16 protein-coding genes are annotated in these 16,118 nt (G+C 73.9%); 12 read left to right on the forward strand and 4 right to left on the reverse strand.

What is annotated here, in order from left to right; translation table 11 throughout:
- The first annotated feature begins 100 nt into the window (after window positions 1-100).
- Together V2J63_RS09990 and V2J63_RS09995 are read left to right on the forward strand one after the other, a co-directional pair.
- Window positions 101-1,195, forward strand: a complete 1,095-nt coding sequence (locus V2J63_RS09990) for a heparan-alpha-glucosaminide N-acetyltransferase domain-containing protein (RefSeq protein WP_331230890.1) — start codon at window positions 101-103, stop codon at window positions 1,193-1,195.
- Window positions 1,196-1,278: 83 nt separating this feature from the next.
- A complete protein-coding gene (locus V2J63_RS09995; RefSeq protein WP_331230891.1) occupies window positions 1,279-1,827 on the forward strand; it encodes an AMIN-like domain-containing (lipo)protein in 549 nt (182 codons plus the stop codon).
- Between the two features lie 60 nt (window positions 1,828-1,887).
- On the opposite strand, the gene V2J63_RS10000 is transcribed toward V2J63_RS09995, so the two are convergent.
- Window positions 1,888-2,289 carry a VOC family protein gene (locus V2J63_RS10000; protein WP_331230892.1) on the reverse strand — a complete coding sequence of 134 codons (402 nt, stop codon included), beginning with the start codon at window positions 2,287-2,289 and terminating at the stop codon, window positions 1,888-1,890.
- Between the two features lie 124 nt (window positions 2,290-2,413).
- Between V2J63_RS10000 and V2J63_RS10005 the strand changes: the two genes are divergently transcribed.
- The 9 genes from V2J63_RS10005 (at window position 2,414) to V2J63_RS10045 (ending at window position 11,159) form a co-directional block, all read left to right on the forward strand.
- Complete coding sequence (locus tag V2J63_RS10005) at window positions 2,414-2,569, forward strand: hypothetical protein (RefSeq protein ID WP_331230893.1); 156 nt, start codon at window positions 2,414-2,416, stop codon at window positions 2,567-2,569.
- Window positions 2,566-2,928 (forward strand): hypothetical protein, encoded by a 363-nt coding sequence (locus V2J63_RS10010; protein WP_331230894.1) that lies wholly within the window; start codon window positions 2,566-2,568, stop codon window positions 2,926-2,928. Before V2J63_RS10005 ends, V2J63_RS10010 begins: the two co-directional genes overlap by 4 nt.
- Window positions 2,925-3,119 (forward strand): helix-turn-helix transcriptional regulator, encoded by a 195-nt coding sequence (locus V2J63_RS10015; protein WP_331230895.1) that lies wholly within the window; start codon window positions 2,925-2,927, stop codon window positions 3,117-3,119. Before V2J63_RS10010 ends, V2J63_RS10015 begins: the two co-directional genes overlap by 4 nt.
- A gap of 166 nt (window positions 3,120-3,285) precedes the next feature.
- Entirely contained in the window at window positions 3,286-5,007 is a 1,722-nt protein-coding gene (locus V2J63_RS10020; RefSeq protein WP_331230896.1) for a bifunctional 3'-5' exonuclease/DNA polymerase, read from the forward strand.
- 53 nt (window positions 5,008-5,060) lie between these two features.
- The gene (locus V2J63_RS10025; RefSeq protein ID WP_331230897.1) at window positions 5,061-6,578 is read left to right on the forward strand and encodes an ATP-dependent DNA ligase; all 1,518 of its coding nucleotides are present in this window, start codon (window positions 5,061-5,063) and stop codon (window positions 6,576-6,578) included.
- 74 nt (window positions 6,579-6,652) lie between these two features.
- The gene (locus V2J63_RS10030; protein ID WP_331230898.1) at window positions 6,653-7,252 is read left to right on the forward strand and encodes a sugar O-acetyltransferase; all 600 of its coding nucleotides are present in this window, start codon (window positions 6,653-6,655) and stop codon (window positions 7,250-7,252) included.
- A 55-nt stretch (window positions 7,253-7,307) separates the two neighbouring features.
- Window positions 7,308-9,950, forward strand: a complete 2,643-nt coding sequence (locus V2J63_RS10035; protein WP_331230917.1) for a DEAD/DEAH box helicase — start codon at window positions 7,308-7,310, stop codon at window positions 9,948-9,950.
- Window positions 9,947-10,441, forward strand: a complete 495-nt coding sequence (gene ybaK, locus V2J63_RS10040) for a Cys-tRNA(Pro) deacylase (RefSeq protein ID WP_331230899.1) — start codon at window positions 9,947-9,949, stop codon at window positions 10,439-10,441. The genes V2J63_RS10035 and ybaK overlap by 4 nt, the downstream gene beginning before the upstream one ends.
- Before the next feature lie 49 nt (window positions 10,442-10,490).
- Window positions 10,491-11,159 carry a pentapeptide repeat-containing protein gene (locus tag V2J63_RS10045; RefSeq protein ID WP_331230900.1) on the forward strand — a complete coding sequence of 223 codons (669 nt, stop codon included), beginning with the start codon at window positions 10,491-10,493 and terminating at the stop codon, window positions 11,157-11,159.
- Window positions 11,160-11,279: 120 nt separating this feature from the next.
- On the opposite strand, the gene V2J63_RS10050 is transcribed toward V2J63_RS10045, so the two are convergent.
- Window positions 11,280-11,861 (reverse strand): HhH-GPD-type base excision DNA repair protein, encoded by a 582-nt coding sequence (locus V2J63_RS10050; protein WP_331230901.1) that lies wholly within the window; start codon window positions 11,859-11,861, stop codon window positions 11,280-11,282.
- 119 nt (window positions 11,862-11,980) lie between these two features.
- Here V2J63_RS10050 and V2J63_RS10055 point away from each other — a divergent pair, with 119 nt between their 5' ends.
- Complete coding sequence (locus V2J63_RS10055; RefSeq protein WP_331230902.1) at window positions 11,981-12,679, forward strand: YggS family pyridoxal phosphate-dependent enzyme; 699 nt, start codon at window positions 11,981-11,983, stop codon at window positions 12,677-12,679.
- A 381-nt stretch (window positions 12,680-13,060) separates the two neighbouring features.
- On the opposite strand, the gene lplAB is transcribed toward V2J63_RS10055, so the two are convergent.
- Both lplAB and cimA read right to left on the reverse strand, forming a co-directional pair.
- Complete coding sequence (lplAB, locus tag V2J63_RS10060; protein ID WP_331230903.1) at window positions 13,061-14,110, reverse strand: lipoate-protein ligase LplAB; 1,050 nt, start codon at window positions 14,108-14,110, stop codon at window positions 13,061-13,063.
- A 50-nt stretch (window positions 14,111-14,160) separates the two neighbouring features.
- Window positions 14,161-15,795: a citramalate synthase gene (cimA, locus tag V2J63_RS10065; RefSeq protein WP_331230904.1), complete on the reverse strand. Its 1,635-nt coding sequence runs from the start codon at window positions 15,793-15,795 to the stop codon at window positions 14,161-14,163.
- Window positions 15,796-16,118 lie beyond the last annotated feature (323 nt).

The raw sequence follows: 16,118 nt of genomic DNA on the forward strand, positions 1-16,118 counted from the left end.
GGCACGGTGGGTGAACGGCGGGGGAACGGGGCAGGTCACCTCGGGACGACGCCCGACCGTCCCGCCGCGCAGCGTCGTCCCCGCGGCCTAGGCTGGCCCGGTGCAACGCATCGTCGCGATCGACATCGCCCGCGGTCTCGCTGTCCTCGGCATGTTCGCCGCCCACCTCGGCCACGAGGTCGGCGGTGAGCCGGCGCCCGGATGGCTCGTCGTGGCCGACGGCCGGTCGGCCGCGCTCTTCGCCGTCCTCGCCGGCGTCTCCATCGCGCTCTTCACGGGCCGCCGCACGCCACCGACGGGTGCGGCGCTCTCGCTCGCGCGGCTACGGGTCTTGTCCCGGGCGGGCGTGATCCTCGTGCTCGGCGCGCTCCTCATGCTCCTCGGCACACCGGTCGCCGTCATCCTCCCGTCCTACGCCGTCACGTTCCTCCTGCTCATCCCGGCACTGCGCGCGCGGCCCCCGCTCGCCCTCACGCTGGCGGCCGTCATGGCCGTCGTCGGGCCGACGCTCGTCGCCCTGGCGACGACGGACCCGGCGGGCGGGGAGAGCTGGCTCGTGCGGACCACCGGCACCGACAGCGGGTTCGTCCTCGACCTCGTCATGACGGGCTACTACCCCGCCCTCGTCTGGGTGGCGTACATGCTCCTCGGCCTCGGCCTCGGCCGGCTCGACCTGGGCGCGACGGCGGTGCAGGTGCGCCTTGCCGTCGTCGGCGTCGTCCTCGCGCTCGCCGGCTACCTCGGCGCCGACGCCCTGCTGGCCGGGCTGGGCCCCGACGCCGGACCGCTCGCCGAGAAGCTCGTGCGCGCCGAGCCGCACGACGACTCGACCCTCGAGCTCCTCGGCAACAGCGGCGTGGCGATCGCCGTCCTCGGGGTGCTGCTCCTCGCGGCGAACGCACGCGCGGTGCGGGTCGTCCTCCACCCCGTCGCCGCGACGGGGTCGATGGCCCTGAGCGCCTACGCGATCCACATCGTCGCGATCTTCCTCCTCGGCAACGACGTCGTGTGGCGCACGGAGTCCAACGCCGTCCTCGCGTGGTTCGTCCTCGTCACGCTCGCAGCCGCGACGGCCTGGCACCACTGGCTCGGCCGGGGCCCGTTCGAGCGCGTCCTGCGCTGGGTGAGCGTGGGAGCCGCACCGGACCCCGCGCCGCGGCCGTCACAGGTTGGTAGCGAAACCGGCGGACTATAGCAGACGGGGTGTGACGAGGAGTACATTCGCGGCATCCTCACCGGTCCCTGGCCGCGCTGAGGCCCTGGTGAAAGGGGATCGCGATGAAGCGCTTCTTCCGGGTCGTCCTCGGGCTCATGCTCGGGCTCGCCCTCATCGGTCCCGTAGCCTCCTCCGCCCAGGCGGCGCCGTACTGCGGGATCTACTGGGGCTCGTTGGCGAAGTCCGTCCCGACGATGTCGGGCCACGCCTCGATGCTCAACCTCCGCACGGGTGAGCACCCGTGCTTCGACCGCATGGTCATCGACGTGCGCGGCGACGTGCGCGGCTACTCCGCCCGCTACGTCAACCAGGTCTACGCCGACGGCTCGGGCTTCCTCGTGCCGCTGCGCGGCGGCGCCCGCCTCGAGGTCGTCGCGACCGTGCCGACCTACGACGGCGCCGGGCACGTCACCTACCGCCCGCGCAACAGCCGGGAGCTGAGCAACGTGAGCGGCTACCGGACCTTCCGGCAGATCGCCTCGGCCGGCAGCTTCGAGGGGCAGACCACCATCGGTCTCGGCGTCCGCGCGCGGCTGCCGTTCCGGGTGTTCATCCTCGACGGCCCGGGCGACCACTCGCGCCTCGTCATCGACGTGGCGCACCTCTGGTAGCGGGGCCCCCCGTCCGGGTCGCCCCCGACCCGGGCGGGGGACAGCCGCGCGCCGTCGCGCTCAGTCGTCGCGCGGGGACAGGACGCAGAACTCGTTGCCCTCTGGGTCGGCGAGGACGACCCAGCTGACGTCGTCGCCCTGCCCGACGTCGACGCGGCTCGCGCCGAGGTCGAGGAGCCGCTGCACCTCGGCCTCCTGGTCGTCGTTCCCGCCCGGCGCGAGGTCGAGGTGGAGGCGGTTCTTCACCTCCTTGCCCTCCGGGACCGGCACGAACACGAGGCCGGGGCCGCGCTGCTCGGGCGGGATGTCGTGCCAGTCCTCGACGAAGACGTGCGGCGGGACGAGGACGACCTCGTCGTCAGCCTCGTAGGCGGTGCGCCAGTCGATGGCCTCACGCCACCAGGCGGCCTGCGCCTTGACGTCCCGGCAGTCGATGACGACGGAGTACCAGCGGACGGGCATCGGATTTCCTTCCGTACGGCCGGCCGCGGTGCCGGCGGTGGGTCGAGCGTAGGCCTTGACACACCGTGGCGACCAGGCCCAGGATGTGTCAGGTAAACATGACACAGCGGAAGGTAGACCTGACATGGACACCACTCGCTCACGGTTCTCGCTCGGCGCGGCGGTCGCCGTCGGACTCGGCACCGGAGCGGCGTTCGCCGCCTCCGCGGGACCGGTGGGATACGCGTTCGGCGCGGTGATCGGTGCCGTCCTGTTCGCGGCCTCGAACGCCAAGCGGTGAGGTTCTTCGCGGCGTCGCTCCTCGCCTACGCCGCGCTCCTCGGGCTCTCGGCCTGGCTCCTGTCCGGAGAGCTGCTCGCCGGCTCACCGTGGCGGTACGCCGTCGCCCTCCTGCCGGTCCCGCCGGCGGTGGCGCTCGTCGTCAGCGCCGTGGCCCGGTACCGGCGGATGGACGAGGTGGTCCAGCGGATCCACCTCATGGCGCTCGCCGTCTCCTTCGCCGTGACGGCGGTCGTCGTGTTCTCGTGGGGCTTCCTCGAGGGCGTCGGACTGCCTCCCCTCGGCGGGTTCGGCGCGTTCGGGGTGCTCACGGCCACCTACGTCCTCGGCCTCCTCTGGGCACGCGGCCGGTTCCGATGAGGAACCGGCTGCGTGTCCTGCGGGCCGAACGGGCCTGGACCCAGCAGGACCTCGCCCAGCGCCTCGGCGTCTCCCGCCAGGCGGTCAACGCCATCGAGACGGGCAAGCACGACCCGTCGCTGCCGCTCGCGTTCCGGCTCGCGGCCGTCTTCGGGCGACCGATCGAGGACCTGTTCACCCCGGACGAGTAAGCCCCCCACCCGCCCCATCCCCACCCACCCCGCACCCATCATGCAGAACTGCCACACGTCCACGGCGTGAGGGCGTGCGCGTGCCCGGGAGGTGCGCGCTTGCGGGGCGCCGGGCGGAGCGCGTCGCCAAGAGCGCATGGTCGGGCCGCAGCCGTACGCTCGCGGCGTGGAGATCGTCGTGACGCTGACCCAGGACGGCGTCCACCTCTCGCCGGTGGCACCCGCCGGCGGCAGTAGTGCCGCGAGCGCGGAAGAAGACGGCGAGCGCGCTCTCGCCGTCGCCGTGCCCGCGGTCCCCGAGGCCCTCGACCGCGCAGCCTTCGCGCGCCGGGCGCGGGACCTCGCACCCCAGCGCCCCCGCTGGGTCTGGGCGGACACCACCGCCGTCTACCCGGTTCTCCTCGAGGCCGGCGTGCGGGTCGAGCGGTGCTACGACCTGCGGCTGTGCCGGGCCATCCTCGACCGCGCCGCGGGCCGAGCAGAGCCGCACCCCGCGTGGGACACACCCGCGGCACCGACGGACCCCGACGCGGTGCCCACGCTCTTCGAGACGCTCCCGCTTTCCCCGGACGAGGTGCTCGCCGAGCACCGCCGCCAGCGCGCCGTCGTGGCAGGGCACCCGGACGCCGGCCGGCTGGCGACGCTCCTCGCGGTCGAGTCGGCCGGAGCGCTCGCCGCGGCCGAGATGCGCCACGACGGCCTGCCCTGGAGCCACGAGATCCACGACCGGGCGCTCACCGAGGCGCTCGGCCCCCGGCCGCACCACGGTGAGCGGCCGCTCGTGCTGGCCGCCCTCGCCGACGACATCCGAGCGGCCCTCGACGCGCCGCGGCTCAACCCCGACTCCGCCGTCGAGGTCCTGCGGGCCCTGCGCTCGGCCGGTATCGAGGCGCACACGACCCGCACGTGGGAGCTGCGCGAGATCGACCACCCGGCGATCCCCCCGCTGCTCGAGTACAAGAAGCTCGCCCGGCTGCACGCCGCCAACGGCTGGGCCTGGCTCGACGCCTGGGTGCGGCCCGGCCCGCGCGGGCGCTTCCACGCCGAGTACGTCCCCGGTGGGGTCGTCACCGGCCGCTGGGCCGCGCGCGGCGGCGGCGTGCTCCAGCTCCCCAAGGCGATCCGGGCCGCGGTCGTCGCCGACCCGGGGTGGCGGCTCGTCGTCGCCGACGCCGCCCAGCTCGAACCTCGCGTACTCGCGGCGGTGTCCCGCGACGAGCGGATGGCGAGCGCCGGCCGCGGGGCGGACCTGTACCAGGGACTCGTCGACTCGGGCGTCGTCGACACCCGCGCGCACGCCAAGGTCGCCATGCTCGGCGCGCTCTACGGCGCGACGAGCGGCCAGTCCGGTGAGCTCGTGCCGCGGCTGACGCGGGCGTTCCCGCGCGCCCTCGCCGTCGTCGAGGAGGCGGCCCGGCGCGGCGAGGCCGGCGGCACCGTGCGGACGTGGCTCGGGCGGACGTCGCCCACGCCCCCCGAGCGCTGGCACGAGGTGCAGCGCCGTGCGAGCGAGGACGGCGCGACCGCGGCGGACCGTCGTCGCGCCGGCACCGCCGCCCGCGACTGGGGCCGGTTCACCCGCAACTTCGTCGTCCAGGGGTCGGCCGCCGAGTGGGCCCTGTGCTGGATGGCGGACCTCCGCGCCCGTCTTCGACTCCTCGCGCCAGGCGCCGACGGCGGGAACGGGACGGACGCCGGGGGCCGCCCGCACCTCGTCCTCTTCCTTCACGACGAGCTCGTCATCCACACCCCCGCGGATCTCGCCGAGGACGTCGCGGCCGCCGTGCGGGAAGCCGCCGAGTCCGCCGGCAGGCTGCTCTTCGGCACCTTCCCGGTCGACTTCCCGCTCGACGTCGCCGTCGTCGAGAGCTACGGCGACGCCGTCTGAGCACGGCGCACGCGCGCGGGCGGACGTCCATGCCCGGTGCCAGACTCGGCACCGTGCTGCTGACCCGGCTCGTCGAGACCTCCGCCGCCCTCGCGGCCACCCGCTCGCGCCTGGAGAAGCGCTCGCTCCTCGCCGAGACGCTCCAGGCGTGCGCGCCGGAGGAGATCGACGTCGTCGCGACGTACCTCTCGGGCCAGGTCCGCCAGCGGCGCACCGGCCTAGGGTGGCGCTCGCTCGTCGCCATGCCTGAGCCCGCGCCGACGCCCACCCTCACCCCGACCGCCGTCGACGCGGCGCTCGAGGAGATCAGCGCCCTCGCCGGGACCGGCTCGCAGGCCGCCCGCGCGGCCGCCGTCGCCACGCTCTTCGGCGCCGCGACCGCGCCCGAGCAGCCGTACCTCCAGGCCCTCGTCCTTGGCGAGCTCCGCCAGGGAGCGCTCGACTCGCTCCTCCTCGACGCCATCGCGGCGGCGGCGGACGTCCCGGTCGCGGCCGTCCGCCGGGCGGCGATGTTCAGCGCCGCCTCCGGGCCCATCGCGCTCGCTGCGCTGACCGGCGGGGAGACGTCGTTGGCCAGGTTCCGCCCCGAGGTGGGCCGGCCGGTGCGGCCGATGCTCGCCTCCGCGGCCCCCACGGTCGCCGACGCGCTGGAGAAGGTCGGCAGTGCCGTCGCCGCCGACTGCAAGATCGACGGCATCCGGGTCCAGCTCCACCGCCGCGGCGATGACGTCCGCGTCTTCACCCGCTCCCTCGACGACATCACCGACCGCGTGCCGGACGTCGTCGATGTCGTCCGGGCGCTCGACGTGGAGTCCACCATCCTCGACGGCGAGGCGATCGCGCTCGGCCCAGAGGGGCGTCCGCGACCGTTCCAGGAGACCGGGTCGCGTGCCATGAGCCGCGACGGGGCCGCGCTGCGCGCCCAGGTCCCGCTGACGACGTACCTCTTCGACCTCCTCCACCTCGACGGCCGCGACCTCATCGACGCCCCCGCCGCCGAGCGGTTCGCCGCCCTCGAGCGCCTCGTACCGGCCGGTGCCCTCGTGCCGCGCCGGGTGAGCGCGGACCCGGCCGAGCTCGCCGACTTCTTCCGCGAGGTGCTCGCGCTCGGCCACGAGGGCCTCGTCCTCAAGGACCTCGACGCGCCCTACGACGCGGGCCGCCGCGGCGCCGCGTGGGTCAAGGTCAAGCCCCGCCACACCCTCGACCTCGTCGTCCTCGCCGTCGAGTGGGGCAGCGGCCGGCGCCAGGGGTGGCTCTCGAACATCCACCTCGGCGCCCGCGACGGCGACGGCTTCGTCATGCTCGGCAAGACGTTCAAGGGGATGACCGACGAGATGCTCGCGTGGCAGACGGAGCGCTTCCTCGCCCTCGAGACCTCCCGCGAGGGGCACGTCGTCCACGTCCGCCCCGAGCAGGTCGTCGAGATCGCCTTCGACGGGATCCAGACCTCGCCGCGCTACCCGGCGGGGATGGCGCTGCGCTTCGCCCGCGTCCTGCGCTACCGCGACGACAAGAGCCCTGCCGAGGCGGACACGGTCGACGCCGTCCGCGCCCTCGCCCTGCCGTGACTAGCGCGCCACTCCACCGGCACCGCACTCAACTGCGACCACAGGGCCCGGCGCGCCACGGGAGGATGGTCGGCATGAACCTTGACGCGCAGCGCCGCCTCATCCTCTCCGGCGCCATGTACAACGACCTCACCGACGAGCTCGTCCATGCCCGCGAGCAGACCGTGCTCGCGACGGATCGGTACAACGCCAGCTTCGGCCAGCCCGCCGACGTGCGCGAGGCGATCCTCGGCGAGCTCCTCGCGCGCGTCGGGTCGCGCGTGCACGTCGAGCCGACGTTCCGCTGCGAGTTCGGCTTCCACATCACCGTCGGCGACGACGTCTACGTCAACTTCGACGCCGTCATGCTCGACGGCGGCGGCATCACCATCGGCGACCGCGTCCTCATCGGGCCTCGCGTCGGCATCTACACGTCCAACCACGCGCTCGACCCGGCCGAGCGTGCCGCCGGCGCCTGCTACGCCAAGCCCGTCGTTCTCGGCGACGACGTGTGGATCGGCGGTGACGTCACGATCAACCAGGGGGTGACGATCGGGGACGGTGCGGTCATCGGTTCGGGAAGCGTCGTCACCCGGTCGGTGCCCGCGCGCACCGTCGCCGCCGGCGTGCCCGCCCGGGTCCTGCGCACGATCACCGACGCGGACCGCACGGGATACCTCGACGCGCCCCACTGAGGGCGCCGCCACCTGCGAGGGCGTCACGCCGCTCTGCGAGACTGGCCCGGTGACGATCACGGTGCACGCCCTCAACGTCCTCCTCGACGACCTCGAGGACGCGGCGGGCGACGGCCCCGTCGACCCGGACGCCCTCTACGAGGGCTTCGCGGCGTGGGCCTCGGGCACCGGCCGCCCGCTCTACCCGCACCAGGACGAGGCGCTCCTCGAGATCGCCACCGGCTCCCACGTCGTCGTCTCCACCCCCACCGGGTCCGGCAAGTCGATGATCGCCCTCGCCGCGCACACCGTGGCGCTGGCCCGCGGCGAGCGGACGTACTACACGGCCCCGCTCAAGGCACTCGTGAGCGAGAAGTTCTTCGAGCTCGTCGCCCTGTTCGGCTCCCACAACGTCGGGATGGTCACCGGGGACTCCGCCATCAACGCCGACGCCCCGATCATCTGCTGCACCGCGGAGATCCTCGCCAACCAGGCCCTGCGCGAGGGCGCGGCGCTCGACGCGGGCATCGTCGTCATGGACGAGTTCCACTTCTACGCCGATCCCCAGCGCGGCTGGGCGTGGCAGGTGCCGCTCCTCGAGCTCTCCGGCACGCAGTTCGTCCTCATGAGCGCGACCCTCGGCGACGTGTCCTTCTTCGCCGAGGACCTCACCCGGCGCACCGGGCGGGACGTCGCCGTCATCGACGACGCCGAGCGCCCGGTGCCGCTCACCTTCGCCTACTCGCTCGAGCCAATTCAGGACCTCCTCGTCGAGCTCGTCGGGACCCACCGCTCCCCCGTCTACGTCGTCCACTTCGCCCAGAAGGACGCCGTCGAGCGTGCCCAGTCCCTCACCTCGGTCCAGCTGATGTCGCGGGAGAAGCGCGACGCCGTCGCCGCCGCGATCGGGACCTTCCGCTTCGGCGCGGGGTTCGGGGCGACGCTCTCCCGGCTCCTGCGCATGGGCATCGGCGTCCACCACGCCGGGATGCTCCCCCGCTACCGCCGCCTCGTCGAGCGGCTCACCCAGGCCGGCGTCCTCGCCGCCGTGTGCGGGACGGACACCCTCGGCGTCGGCATCAACGTACCGATCCGCACCGTCGTCCTCACCGCCCTGACGAAGTTCGACGGGGAGCGCGCCCGCCACCTCTCCGCGCGCGAGTTCCACCAGATCGCCGGGCGGGCAGGGCGGGCGGGGTACGACACGACGGGCGAGGTCATCGTCCAGGCACCCGAGCACGTCATCGAGAACGCGAAGTCGCTCGCCAAGGCGGGCGACGACGAGCGCAAGCGCCGCAAGATCGTGCGCAAGAAGGCCCCGGCCGGGCTCGTCAACTGGACGGACAAGACGTTCGAGCGGCTCCGCGACGCGGACCCCGAGCCGCTGACGAGCCAGTTCAGCGTCACCCACACGATGGTGCTCTCCGTGCTCGCCCGACCGGGTGACCCGGTCGCGACGATGTACCGCCTCCTCACGGACAACCACGAGCCCCGCACCGAGCGCAACCTCCACGTCCGCCGGGCGATCGAGATCTACCGCTCGCTGCGCACCGCGGGCGTCGTCGAGCACGCCGACGCCGCGTGGCGCCGCGCGCACCCGGGCGAGCCCTACGTGCGCCTCACGGTCGACCTGCCACGGGACTTCGCGCTCAACGCGCCGCTGTCCCCGTTCGCGCTCGCTGCGCTCGAGCTCCTCGACGCCGAGTCCCCCGACTTCCCGCTCGACGTCGTCTCCGTCATCGAGGCGACGCTCGAGGACCCCCGCCCCCTCCTGTACGCCCAGCAGCGTGCCGCCCGCGGCGAGGCGATCGGCGCGATGAAGGCCGAGGGCATGGAGTACGCCGACCGGATGGAGGCCCTCGACGACGTCACGTGGCCGCGCCCGCTCGCCGAGATGCTCGAGGCGGCGCTGGGCACGTACCGCCAGACCAACCCGTGGGTCGCGGACTACGAGCTCAAGCCCAAGTCGGTCGTGCGCGAGATGGTCGAGAACGCCATGACGTTCACCGACCTCGTCTCCCGCTACCAGGTGGGCCGCAGCGAGGGCGTCGTCCTGCGCTACCTCACCGACGCGTACCGGGCGCTGCGCCAGGTGGTCCCCGACCACGCCCGCACCGAGGAGGTCGACGCCATCATCACGTGGCTGGGGGACCTCGTCCGCGCCGTCGACTCCTCCCTCCTCGACGAGTGGGAGCAGCTCTCCTCCGGCGCCGTGGCCCATCCCGACGACGAGGCGGCGGAGGCCGTCGTCGAGCGCCGCTTCGGCGAGGGGCCCGACGGCGAGCCCATCACGTTCACGCGCAACCGGCACGCCTTCCGCGTCGCGGTGCGCAACCTGCTCTTCCGCCGGGTCGAGATCGTCGCCCAGGAGGCCTACGAGACCCTGGAGCGCCTCCACGGTGCCGACGGCTGGGACGCCCGGCGCTGGGAGGCCGCCATGGAGCCCTACTGGGCGGAGTACGACTGGCTCGGCACCGGCCCAGAGGCGCGGAGCGCCGCGCTGGTCAGCATCGTCGAGCGGCCCGAGGCCGCGGACCTGCCCGAGGGCGACGACGCCCTCGCCGCCCGCGCCGCGACCGGACGCGTGTGGGTGGCGCGCCAGACGTTCGAGGACCCGGAGGGCGACCGCGACTGGGGGCTGAGCGCCCTCGTCGACCTCGACGCCTCGGACGAGGTGGGCTCCGCCGTCGTCCACGTCCTCGCGGTGGGGCCGCGGTGAGCCGCAAGCCCGCGGCCAAGGGCACACCGGCCCTCCTCGCGCTCGAGGCGGCGGGCATCGCTCACACCGTCCGCGCCTACGAGCACGACCCGCGCAGCGGCCTGTCCTACGGCGCGGAGGCCGCCGCCGCGCTGGGCGTCGACCCTGCCCGCGTGCTCAAGACGCTCGTGGCCGACGTCGACGGCCGGCTCGTCGTCGCCGTCGTCCCCGTCACCGGAGAGCTCGACCTCAAGGCGCTGGCCGTGGCCGTCGGCGGGAAGCGGGCAGCCATGGCCGAGCGCGCGGCCGCCGAGCGGGCGACGGGGTACGTCGTCGGCGGCATCTCCCCGCTCGGGCAGCGCCAGCGGCTCGCCGTCGTCGTCGACGCCACCACGGCCGACCACGCGACCGTCCTCGTCAGCGCCGGCCGGCGCGGGCTCGACGTCGAGCTCGCGCCCGCCGACCTCCTCGCGCTCACCGGCGCGACGACCGCCCCGATCGGCCGGTCGTGACGGGCCCGGGGCGCGGGCGGGCTTGGGCCGACCTCGCGCGGGGGCCGCGTTGAGGCGTGGCGCGCGGGGCGGGGCCGAGGCGCCACGGGTCCCCCAGCCCGACGTCGCCGCGCACCTCGAGCACGGCGACCCAACCGACCTCCGCTCCGCCACGGTGAGCGCGGTCGACCTGTCCGGCGCGGACCTCAGCGGCACGGCGCTCGACGAGGCCCAGGTCGAGGGCTCCTCGCTCGAGGGTGCTCGGGCCGCGGGCGCGCAGTGGCACCGCACGACGCTCGTCGACTGCCGCCTCGACGGCGCAGACCTCGCCAACCTCCACGCCGAGGAGCTCGCGCTCATGCGGTGCAGCCTGCGCGAGGTCCGGCTCACCGGCGCCCAGCTCGCCGGCGCGCGGCTCCGGTCGGTGCTGGTCGAGGGCACGCAGGCGGCGCTGACGAACTGGCACGGGGCGCGGCTGTCTTCGGTGGTCCTGCGCGGGGTCGACCTGTCCGAGGCCGACCTCACCGGTGCCAGGCTCACCGACGTCCTCCTCGAGGACTGCACCCTCACGCGCGCGACGCTCGACGGCATGCGGTGCGAGAACGTCCACGTCCGCGGCTGCCGCCTCGACGGCATCTCGGGCGTGACCGCCCTGCGCGGGGCTCGGGTCTCCCCCGAGGACGCGCAGGCCCTGCTCCCGGCGATGGCGCGTGAGCTCGGCATCACGCTCGCCGACTGATCAGCCCGGCATCACGCTCACAGACTGATCGGCTCGGCCTCACCGGACCCAGGGAGCGTGCGCTCCCCTGACTCGCCAGGACCGGCGGGCCGCGGAAGACCTCCCGCGCCCCCGCCCGCTTCAGCCCTTCGCGGCCTTCGCCGCGGCCTTGGCCGCCTTCTTCGTCGCGCGGACGCGGTGGAGGGAGTCTTCGTCGATGACGTCGGCGATCGAGCGGTGGGCGCCCTCCTCGCCGTAGGCGCCGGCGGCCTCCCGCCAGCCGTCCGCCGTCAGGCCGAGCTGCTTGCCCAGCAGCGCGAGGAAGATCCGGGCCTTCTGGTCCCCGAACCCGGGCAACGCCTTGAGCCGGGCGAGGACCTCACGGCCGTCCGGGTCCCCGGAGGTCCACAGCGCCTCGGCGTCGCCGTCGTACTCCGCGACGAGCACGGCGCACAGCGCCTGGATGCGCTTCGCCATCGACCCGGGGAAACGGTGGACCGCCGGAGGCGTCGCGCACACGCGCTCGAACTCGTCCGGGTCCTGGCGGGCGATGGCCGCCGGGTCGAGGCCACCGAGCCGGTCGACGAGCTTGTACGGCCCGGCGAACGCCGTCTCCATGGGGACTTGCTGGTCGAGGAGCATGCCGATGAGCAGCGCGAGCGGGACGGTCGAGAGCAGCTCGTCAGCCTCGGGGTCACCGGTGAGGTGCAGCGAGCGGTCCATGCCCCGATCCTGCCAGCGATCCCACAAGGGCGGGAGTAGGGAGCGGGAGCGAAGGGGGGCCCGCGAGCCGGCCCGCCCCGGATTCGGGCGGCGCGCCTCCGCGTCGCTAGGGTCGAGGCGTGAGCGTCGACCTCTCGGACCGCATCGCCGTCGCGCGGCGCCGCGTCGCGGACGCCGCAGGCGTCATCGGGCGCGACCCGGGCGAGATCGAGCTTCTCCTCGCGGTCAAGACCCAGCCGGTCGAGGTCGTCCGGGCGGCGATCGCGGCGGGCGCCACGCTGCTCGGGCACAACCGCGCCCAGGAGCTCACCGCCGTCGAGCCGGGACTCGCCGACCTCCCGCACGCGACCCACTTCATCGGCCACCTCCAGTCGAACAAGGTCGCCAAGGTCGTCCCGCTCGTCGCCTGCGTCCAGAGCATCGACACACCGGCGACGGCCGCGCGGCTCGACCGCGCCGCCTCCGCGGCGGAGCGCGTGCTCGACGTCTTCGTCCAGGTCAACACCTCCGGCGAGGAGACGAAGGCGGGCGCAGCCCCGGCCCACGCCGTCGAGCTCGCGGAGGCGGTCGGGCGGCTCGGCCACCTGCGCCTGCGGGGCCTCATGACGATCGGCGCGAACCACCCGGACACCGACGTCGTCCGCGCGTCCTACGAGCGGCTCGCCGCCCTGCGCGACGACGTGCTCGGCAGCGGCGCGCCGGGGACCGCGGAGGCCCACGAGCTGTCCATGGGGATGAGCCGCGACGCCGAGATCGCCATCGCCGCCGGCGCCACGATGGTCCGCCTCGGCACGTCCGTGTTCGGGGAGCGCGGGTGACCGCGCACGACGCCCGCCCGGCGGTCAGTCCCGCACGGGGCGGCGACGCAGGAAGGCGCCCATCGCCGCCAGCGCGGCGGCGTAGGGCTGCAGGGGCAAGCCTGCGATGAATGATCCGGGCATGTGGCCGTGCACGTGGATGCGCTCCTCGGTGATGGGCAGACGCAGCGACGGAGGTGCTGCTGCGTCCGAATGACGTTAGAAAGCGCTTCCCGGGGAACGCGGAGAAATCTCACGATGTGAGTGCTTCGACGTCCACCTCAGGGCAAGCGCCCGCGCCCTGCCGGGAGCGCTGGTCGGTGGCTGTGAGGCGATCCACACACGGGGTGTGCGCTGCCCGGACCGTCGCGGCGGCCGTCGCCTCCGCGCGAGGCCGAGGCGTCAGGGGACGCGGTACGTCCACGCGTCGGAGAGGAACTTCGTCTCGACGAGCTCCTGGGCCCGAGCGAGCTCGGCGTCGGTGTAGGCGGACTCGCGGGTGGCGTAGCGGCCGCGGAAGTGGTCGAGGAACGCGTCGATGATCGCCTCACGGGCCATCCCCGTCTGCGAGCGCATGGGGTCGACCCGCTTGTTGGCGCTCTTCGTCCCTTTGTCCGACATCTTCTCGCGCCCGATCCGCAGGACCTCGAGCATCTTGTCCGCGTCGATGTCGTAGCTCATCGTCACGTGGTGGAGGACGACGCCCGAGGCGAACCGCTTCTGCGCCGCGCCGCCGATCTTACCCGTGTCCGAGGCGATGTCGTTGAGGGGGACGTACCGCGCGCGCACGCCCACCTCGGCGAGCGCTCCGAGGACCCAGTCGTCGAGGTAGGCGTAGGAGCGCTCGAAGCTGAGGCCCTCGACGAGCGAGCCCGGGACGACGAGCGAGTACGTGATGCAGTTGCCCGGCTCCATGAACATCGCCCCGCCTCCGGAGACCCGGCGCACGACCGACATGCCGTGACGGCGCAGCCCCTCGAGGTCCACCTCGTTGCGCACCGACTGGAACGAGCCGATGACGACCAGCGGCGCGTCCCACTCCCAGATCCGCAGGGTCGGCCCCCGCCGCCCGGCCGCCACCTCGTGCGGGAGGACCTCGTCGAGCGCGACGTTGAGGGCAGGGTGGACGGGACCGCCGTGGATGACGTCGAAGGTGTGGTCCTCCCAGCTCGTCGCCCGCCCGAGCGCGCGGCGCACGGCGATGCCGACCGCCTCGGTGGTGAAGCCGACGAGCCGGACGTCGGGCGCGAGCGCGGTGTCGATCGCGCGCGCGAGCTCAGCCACGCCGGCCTCCTGCGGCATGCCGGTGAGCGCACGGTTGATGTCCGCGAGCGCGTCGTCGGGCTCGAGGAAGAAGTCACCGGAGACCGAGACCCCGGTGAGCCGTCCGTCGTCGACCTCGACGTCGACTGCTACGAGCTTGCCCCCGGGAACCTTGTACTCACCGCGCATCCCGCCACCCTACGGCGACGGCGGGCGCCGCCGTCGCCGCAGGGAGCGCCTCAGCGCGGGACGACGTCGTGGTGGAGCAGGCCGTAGACGACGGAGTCGACGAGGGCCTCCCAGCTCGCCTCGATGATGTCGGGGCCGACGCCCACGGTGCTCCACGTGCGCACGCCGTCGGAGGTCTCGATGAGGACGCGCGTCGTCGCGTCGGTGCCGGACATCGTGTCGAGGATGCGCACCTTGAAGTCGACGAGCTCGAACTCCTCGAGCTCGGGGTAGACGTCGATGAGCGCCTCGCGCAGGGCGTGGTCGAGGGCGTTGACGGGGCCGTTGCCCTCCCCGGTGCGCACGACCCGCCCGCGACCGGTGTGGAGCTTGACGGTGGCCTCGGCCAGGGTGAGCGTCGGGTTGCCCGGGACGCTCTGGACGCTGGCCCGCCAGCTCTCGACCTGGAAGTAGGTCGGGCGGGCGCCGTCGAGCTCCTCGCGGAGCATGAGCTCGAACGAGGCGTCCGCGGCGTCGAAGGTGTACCCCTGGGCCTCGGCGTCCTTGACGCGGTCCGTCACCCGGGAGAGGACGTCGGAACGGCCCGTGAGGTCGATCCCGAGCTCGCGGCCCTTGAGCTCGATGCTCGCCCGCCCAGCCATGTCCGAGACGAGCATGCGCATGTCGTTGCCGACGGCGATCGGGTCGACGTGCTGGTAGAGGTCCGGGTCGATCCGGATCGCGCTCGCGTGGAGCCCCGCCTTGTGGGCGAACGCGCTCGTGCCGACGTAGGGCTGGCGGCCGTATGGGCTGATGTTCGTGATCTCGCTGATCGCGTGGGAGAGCCGGCTCGACTCGCGCAGGCCCGCGCCGGCGAGCATGGGGACGCCGAGCTTGAGCTCGAGGTTGGCGACGACGGTGACGAGGTCCGCGTTGCCCGTGCGCTCGCCGTACCCGTTGACCGTTCCCTGGACGTGCGTGGCGCCGGCGGCGACGGCGGCGAGGGTGTTGGCGACGGCGCAACCGGTGTCGTTGTGGGCGTGGATGCCCAGCGCACCGTCCACCTCGGCGCGCACGGCCGTGACGATCTCGCCGACCCAGTGCGGGAGCATGCCGCCGTTCGTGTCGCACAGGACCGCGACGCTCGCGCCGGCCTCGAGCGCGGTGCGGATCGCGGCCGTCGCGTAGGCGGGGTCGAAGCGGTATCCGTCGAAGAAGTGCTCCGCGTCGAGGATGACCTCGCGGTCCGCGGCGCGCAGGTAGCGCACCGTGTCCCCGATCATGCGCAGGTTCTCCGCGCCGTCGGTGCGCAGCGCCCGCTCGACGTGGCGGATGTCGCTCTTGGCGACGAGCGTGATGACGGGCGCGCCGGAGTCGACGAGGGCGCGCACCTGCGGGTCGTCGTGCGGCGCCGTGCCGGCCTTGCACGTGGACCCGAACGCCGCGAGGCGGGCGTGGGTGAGGTCGAGCTCCTTGGCGGCGCGCGCGAAGAACTCGGTGTCCTTGGGGATCGCCCCCGGCCAGCCACCCTCGATGTAGCCGACGCCCAGCTCGTCGAGGAGCGGGGCGATGGCGAGCTTGTCCGAGACCGAGAGGTTCATGCCCTCCTGCTGGGCGCCGTCGCGCAGCGTCGTGTCGTAGACCTCGATCGTCGGGACGGCGCTGCGGGCAGCGGCGTCGCTGGAGGCGGTGCTCGTCGTGCTCATGGTTCTCACTCCTGTGTGCCGGCATGTGCGCCGCCCTGCTCACCGGCGGGGGTGGTGCCGGTATCGGTACCGGGCTCCCACCCGGCGTGCTGCCGGTGGCGGTCGGCCCCGGCAACAAAAAAACCCCCCGAGGTACGGGAGGTCTGCGCACAGGGCGGATGTGCCCGGTGCGCTAGCCGATAATGAGCCGGAACTGCGTCACGCGGACATCATGCCACATGCGCCGCGGCGTCGGGCCCGTCCGCCACGCCCACCGCGGCGAGGCGCCGCGGTGGGTGGTCGGCGCCCCCGGGCCACCGCTGCGCGCCTGTGCCGCGCGGGCA

The sequence above is a fragment of the Georgenia wangjunii genome, assembly GCF_036421975.1.
Taxonomy (GTDB): domain Bacteria; phylum Actinomycetota; class Actinomycetes; order Actinomycetales; family Actinomycetaceae; genus Georgenia_A; species Georgenia_A wangjunii.

What these genes read in the sequence shown, in the direction of transcription:
- V2J63_RS09995 (WP_331230891.1), top strand. Translation starts at nt 1,279, where the DNA reads ATGAAGCGCTTCTTCCGGGTCGTCCTCGGGCTCATGCTCGGGCTCGCC.
- V2J63_RS10000 (WP_331230892.1), bottom strand. Translation starts at nt 2,289, where the DNA reads ATGCCCGTCCGCTGGTACTCCGTCGTCATCGACTGCCGGGACGTCAAG.
- V2J63_RS10005 (WP_331230893.1), top strand. Translation starts at nt 2,414, where the DNA reads ATGGACACCACTCGCTCACGGTTCTCGCTCGGCGCGGCGGTCGCCGTC.
- V2J63_RS10015 (WP_331230895.1), top strand. Translation starts at nt 2,925, where the DNA reads ATGAGGAACCGGCTGCGTGTCCTGCGGGCCGAACGGGCCTGGACCCAG.
- V2J63_RS10030 (WP_331230898.1), top strand. Translation starts at nt 6,653, where the DNA reads ATGAACCTTGACGCGCAGCGCCGCCTCATCCTCTCCGGCGCCATGTAC.
- V2J63_RS10050 (WP_331230901.1), bottom strand. Translation starts at nt 11,861, where the DNA reads ATGGACCGCTCGCTGCACCTCACCGGTGACCCCGAGGCTGACGAGCTG.
- lplAB (WP_331230903.1), bottom strand. Translation starts at nt 14,110, where the DNA reads ATGCGCGGTGAGTACAAGGTTCCCGGGGGCAAGCTCGTAGCAGTCGAC.
- cimA (WP_331230904.1), bottom strand. Translation starts at nt 15,795, where the DNA reads ATGAGCACGACGAGCACCGCCTCCAGCGACGCCGCTGCCCGCAGCGCC.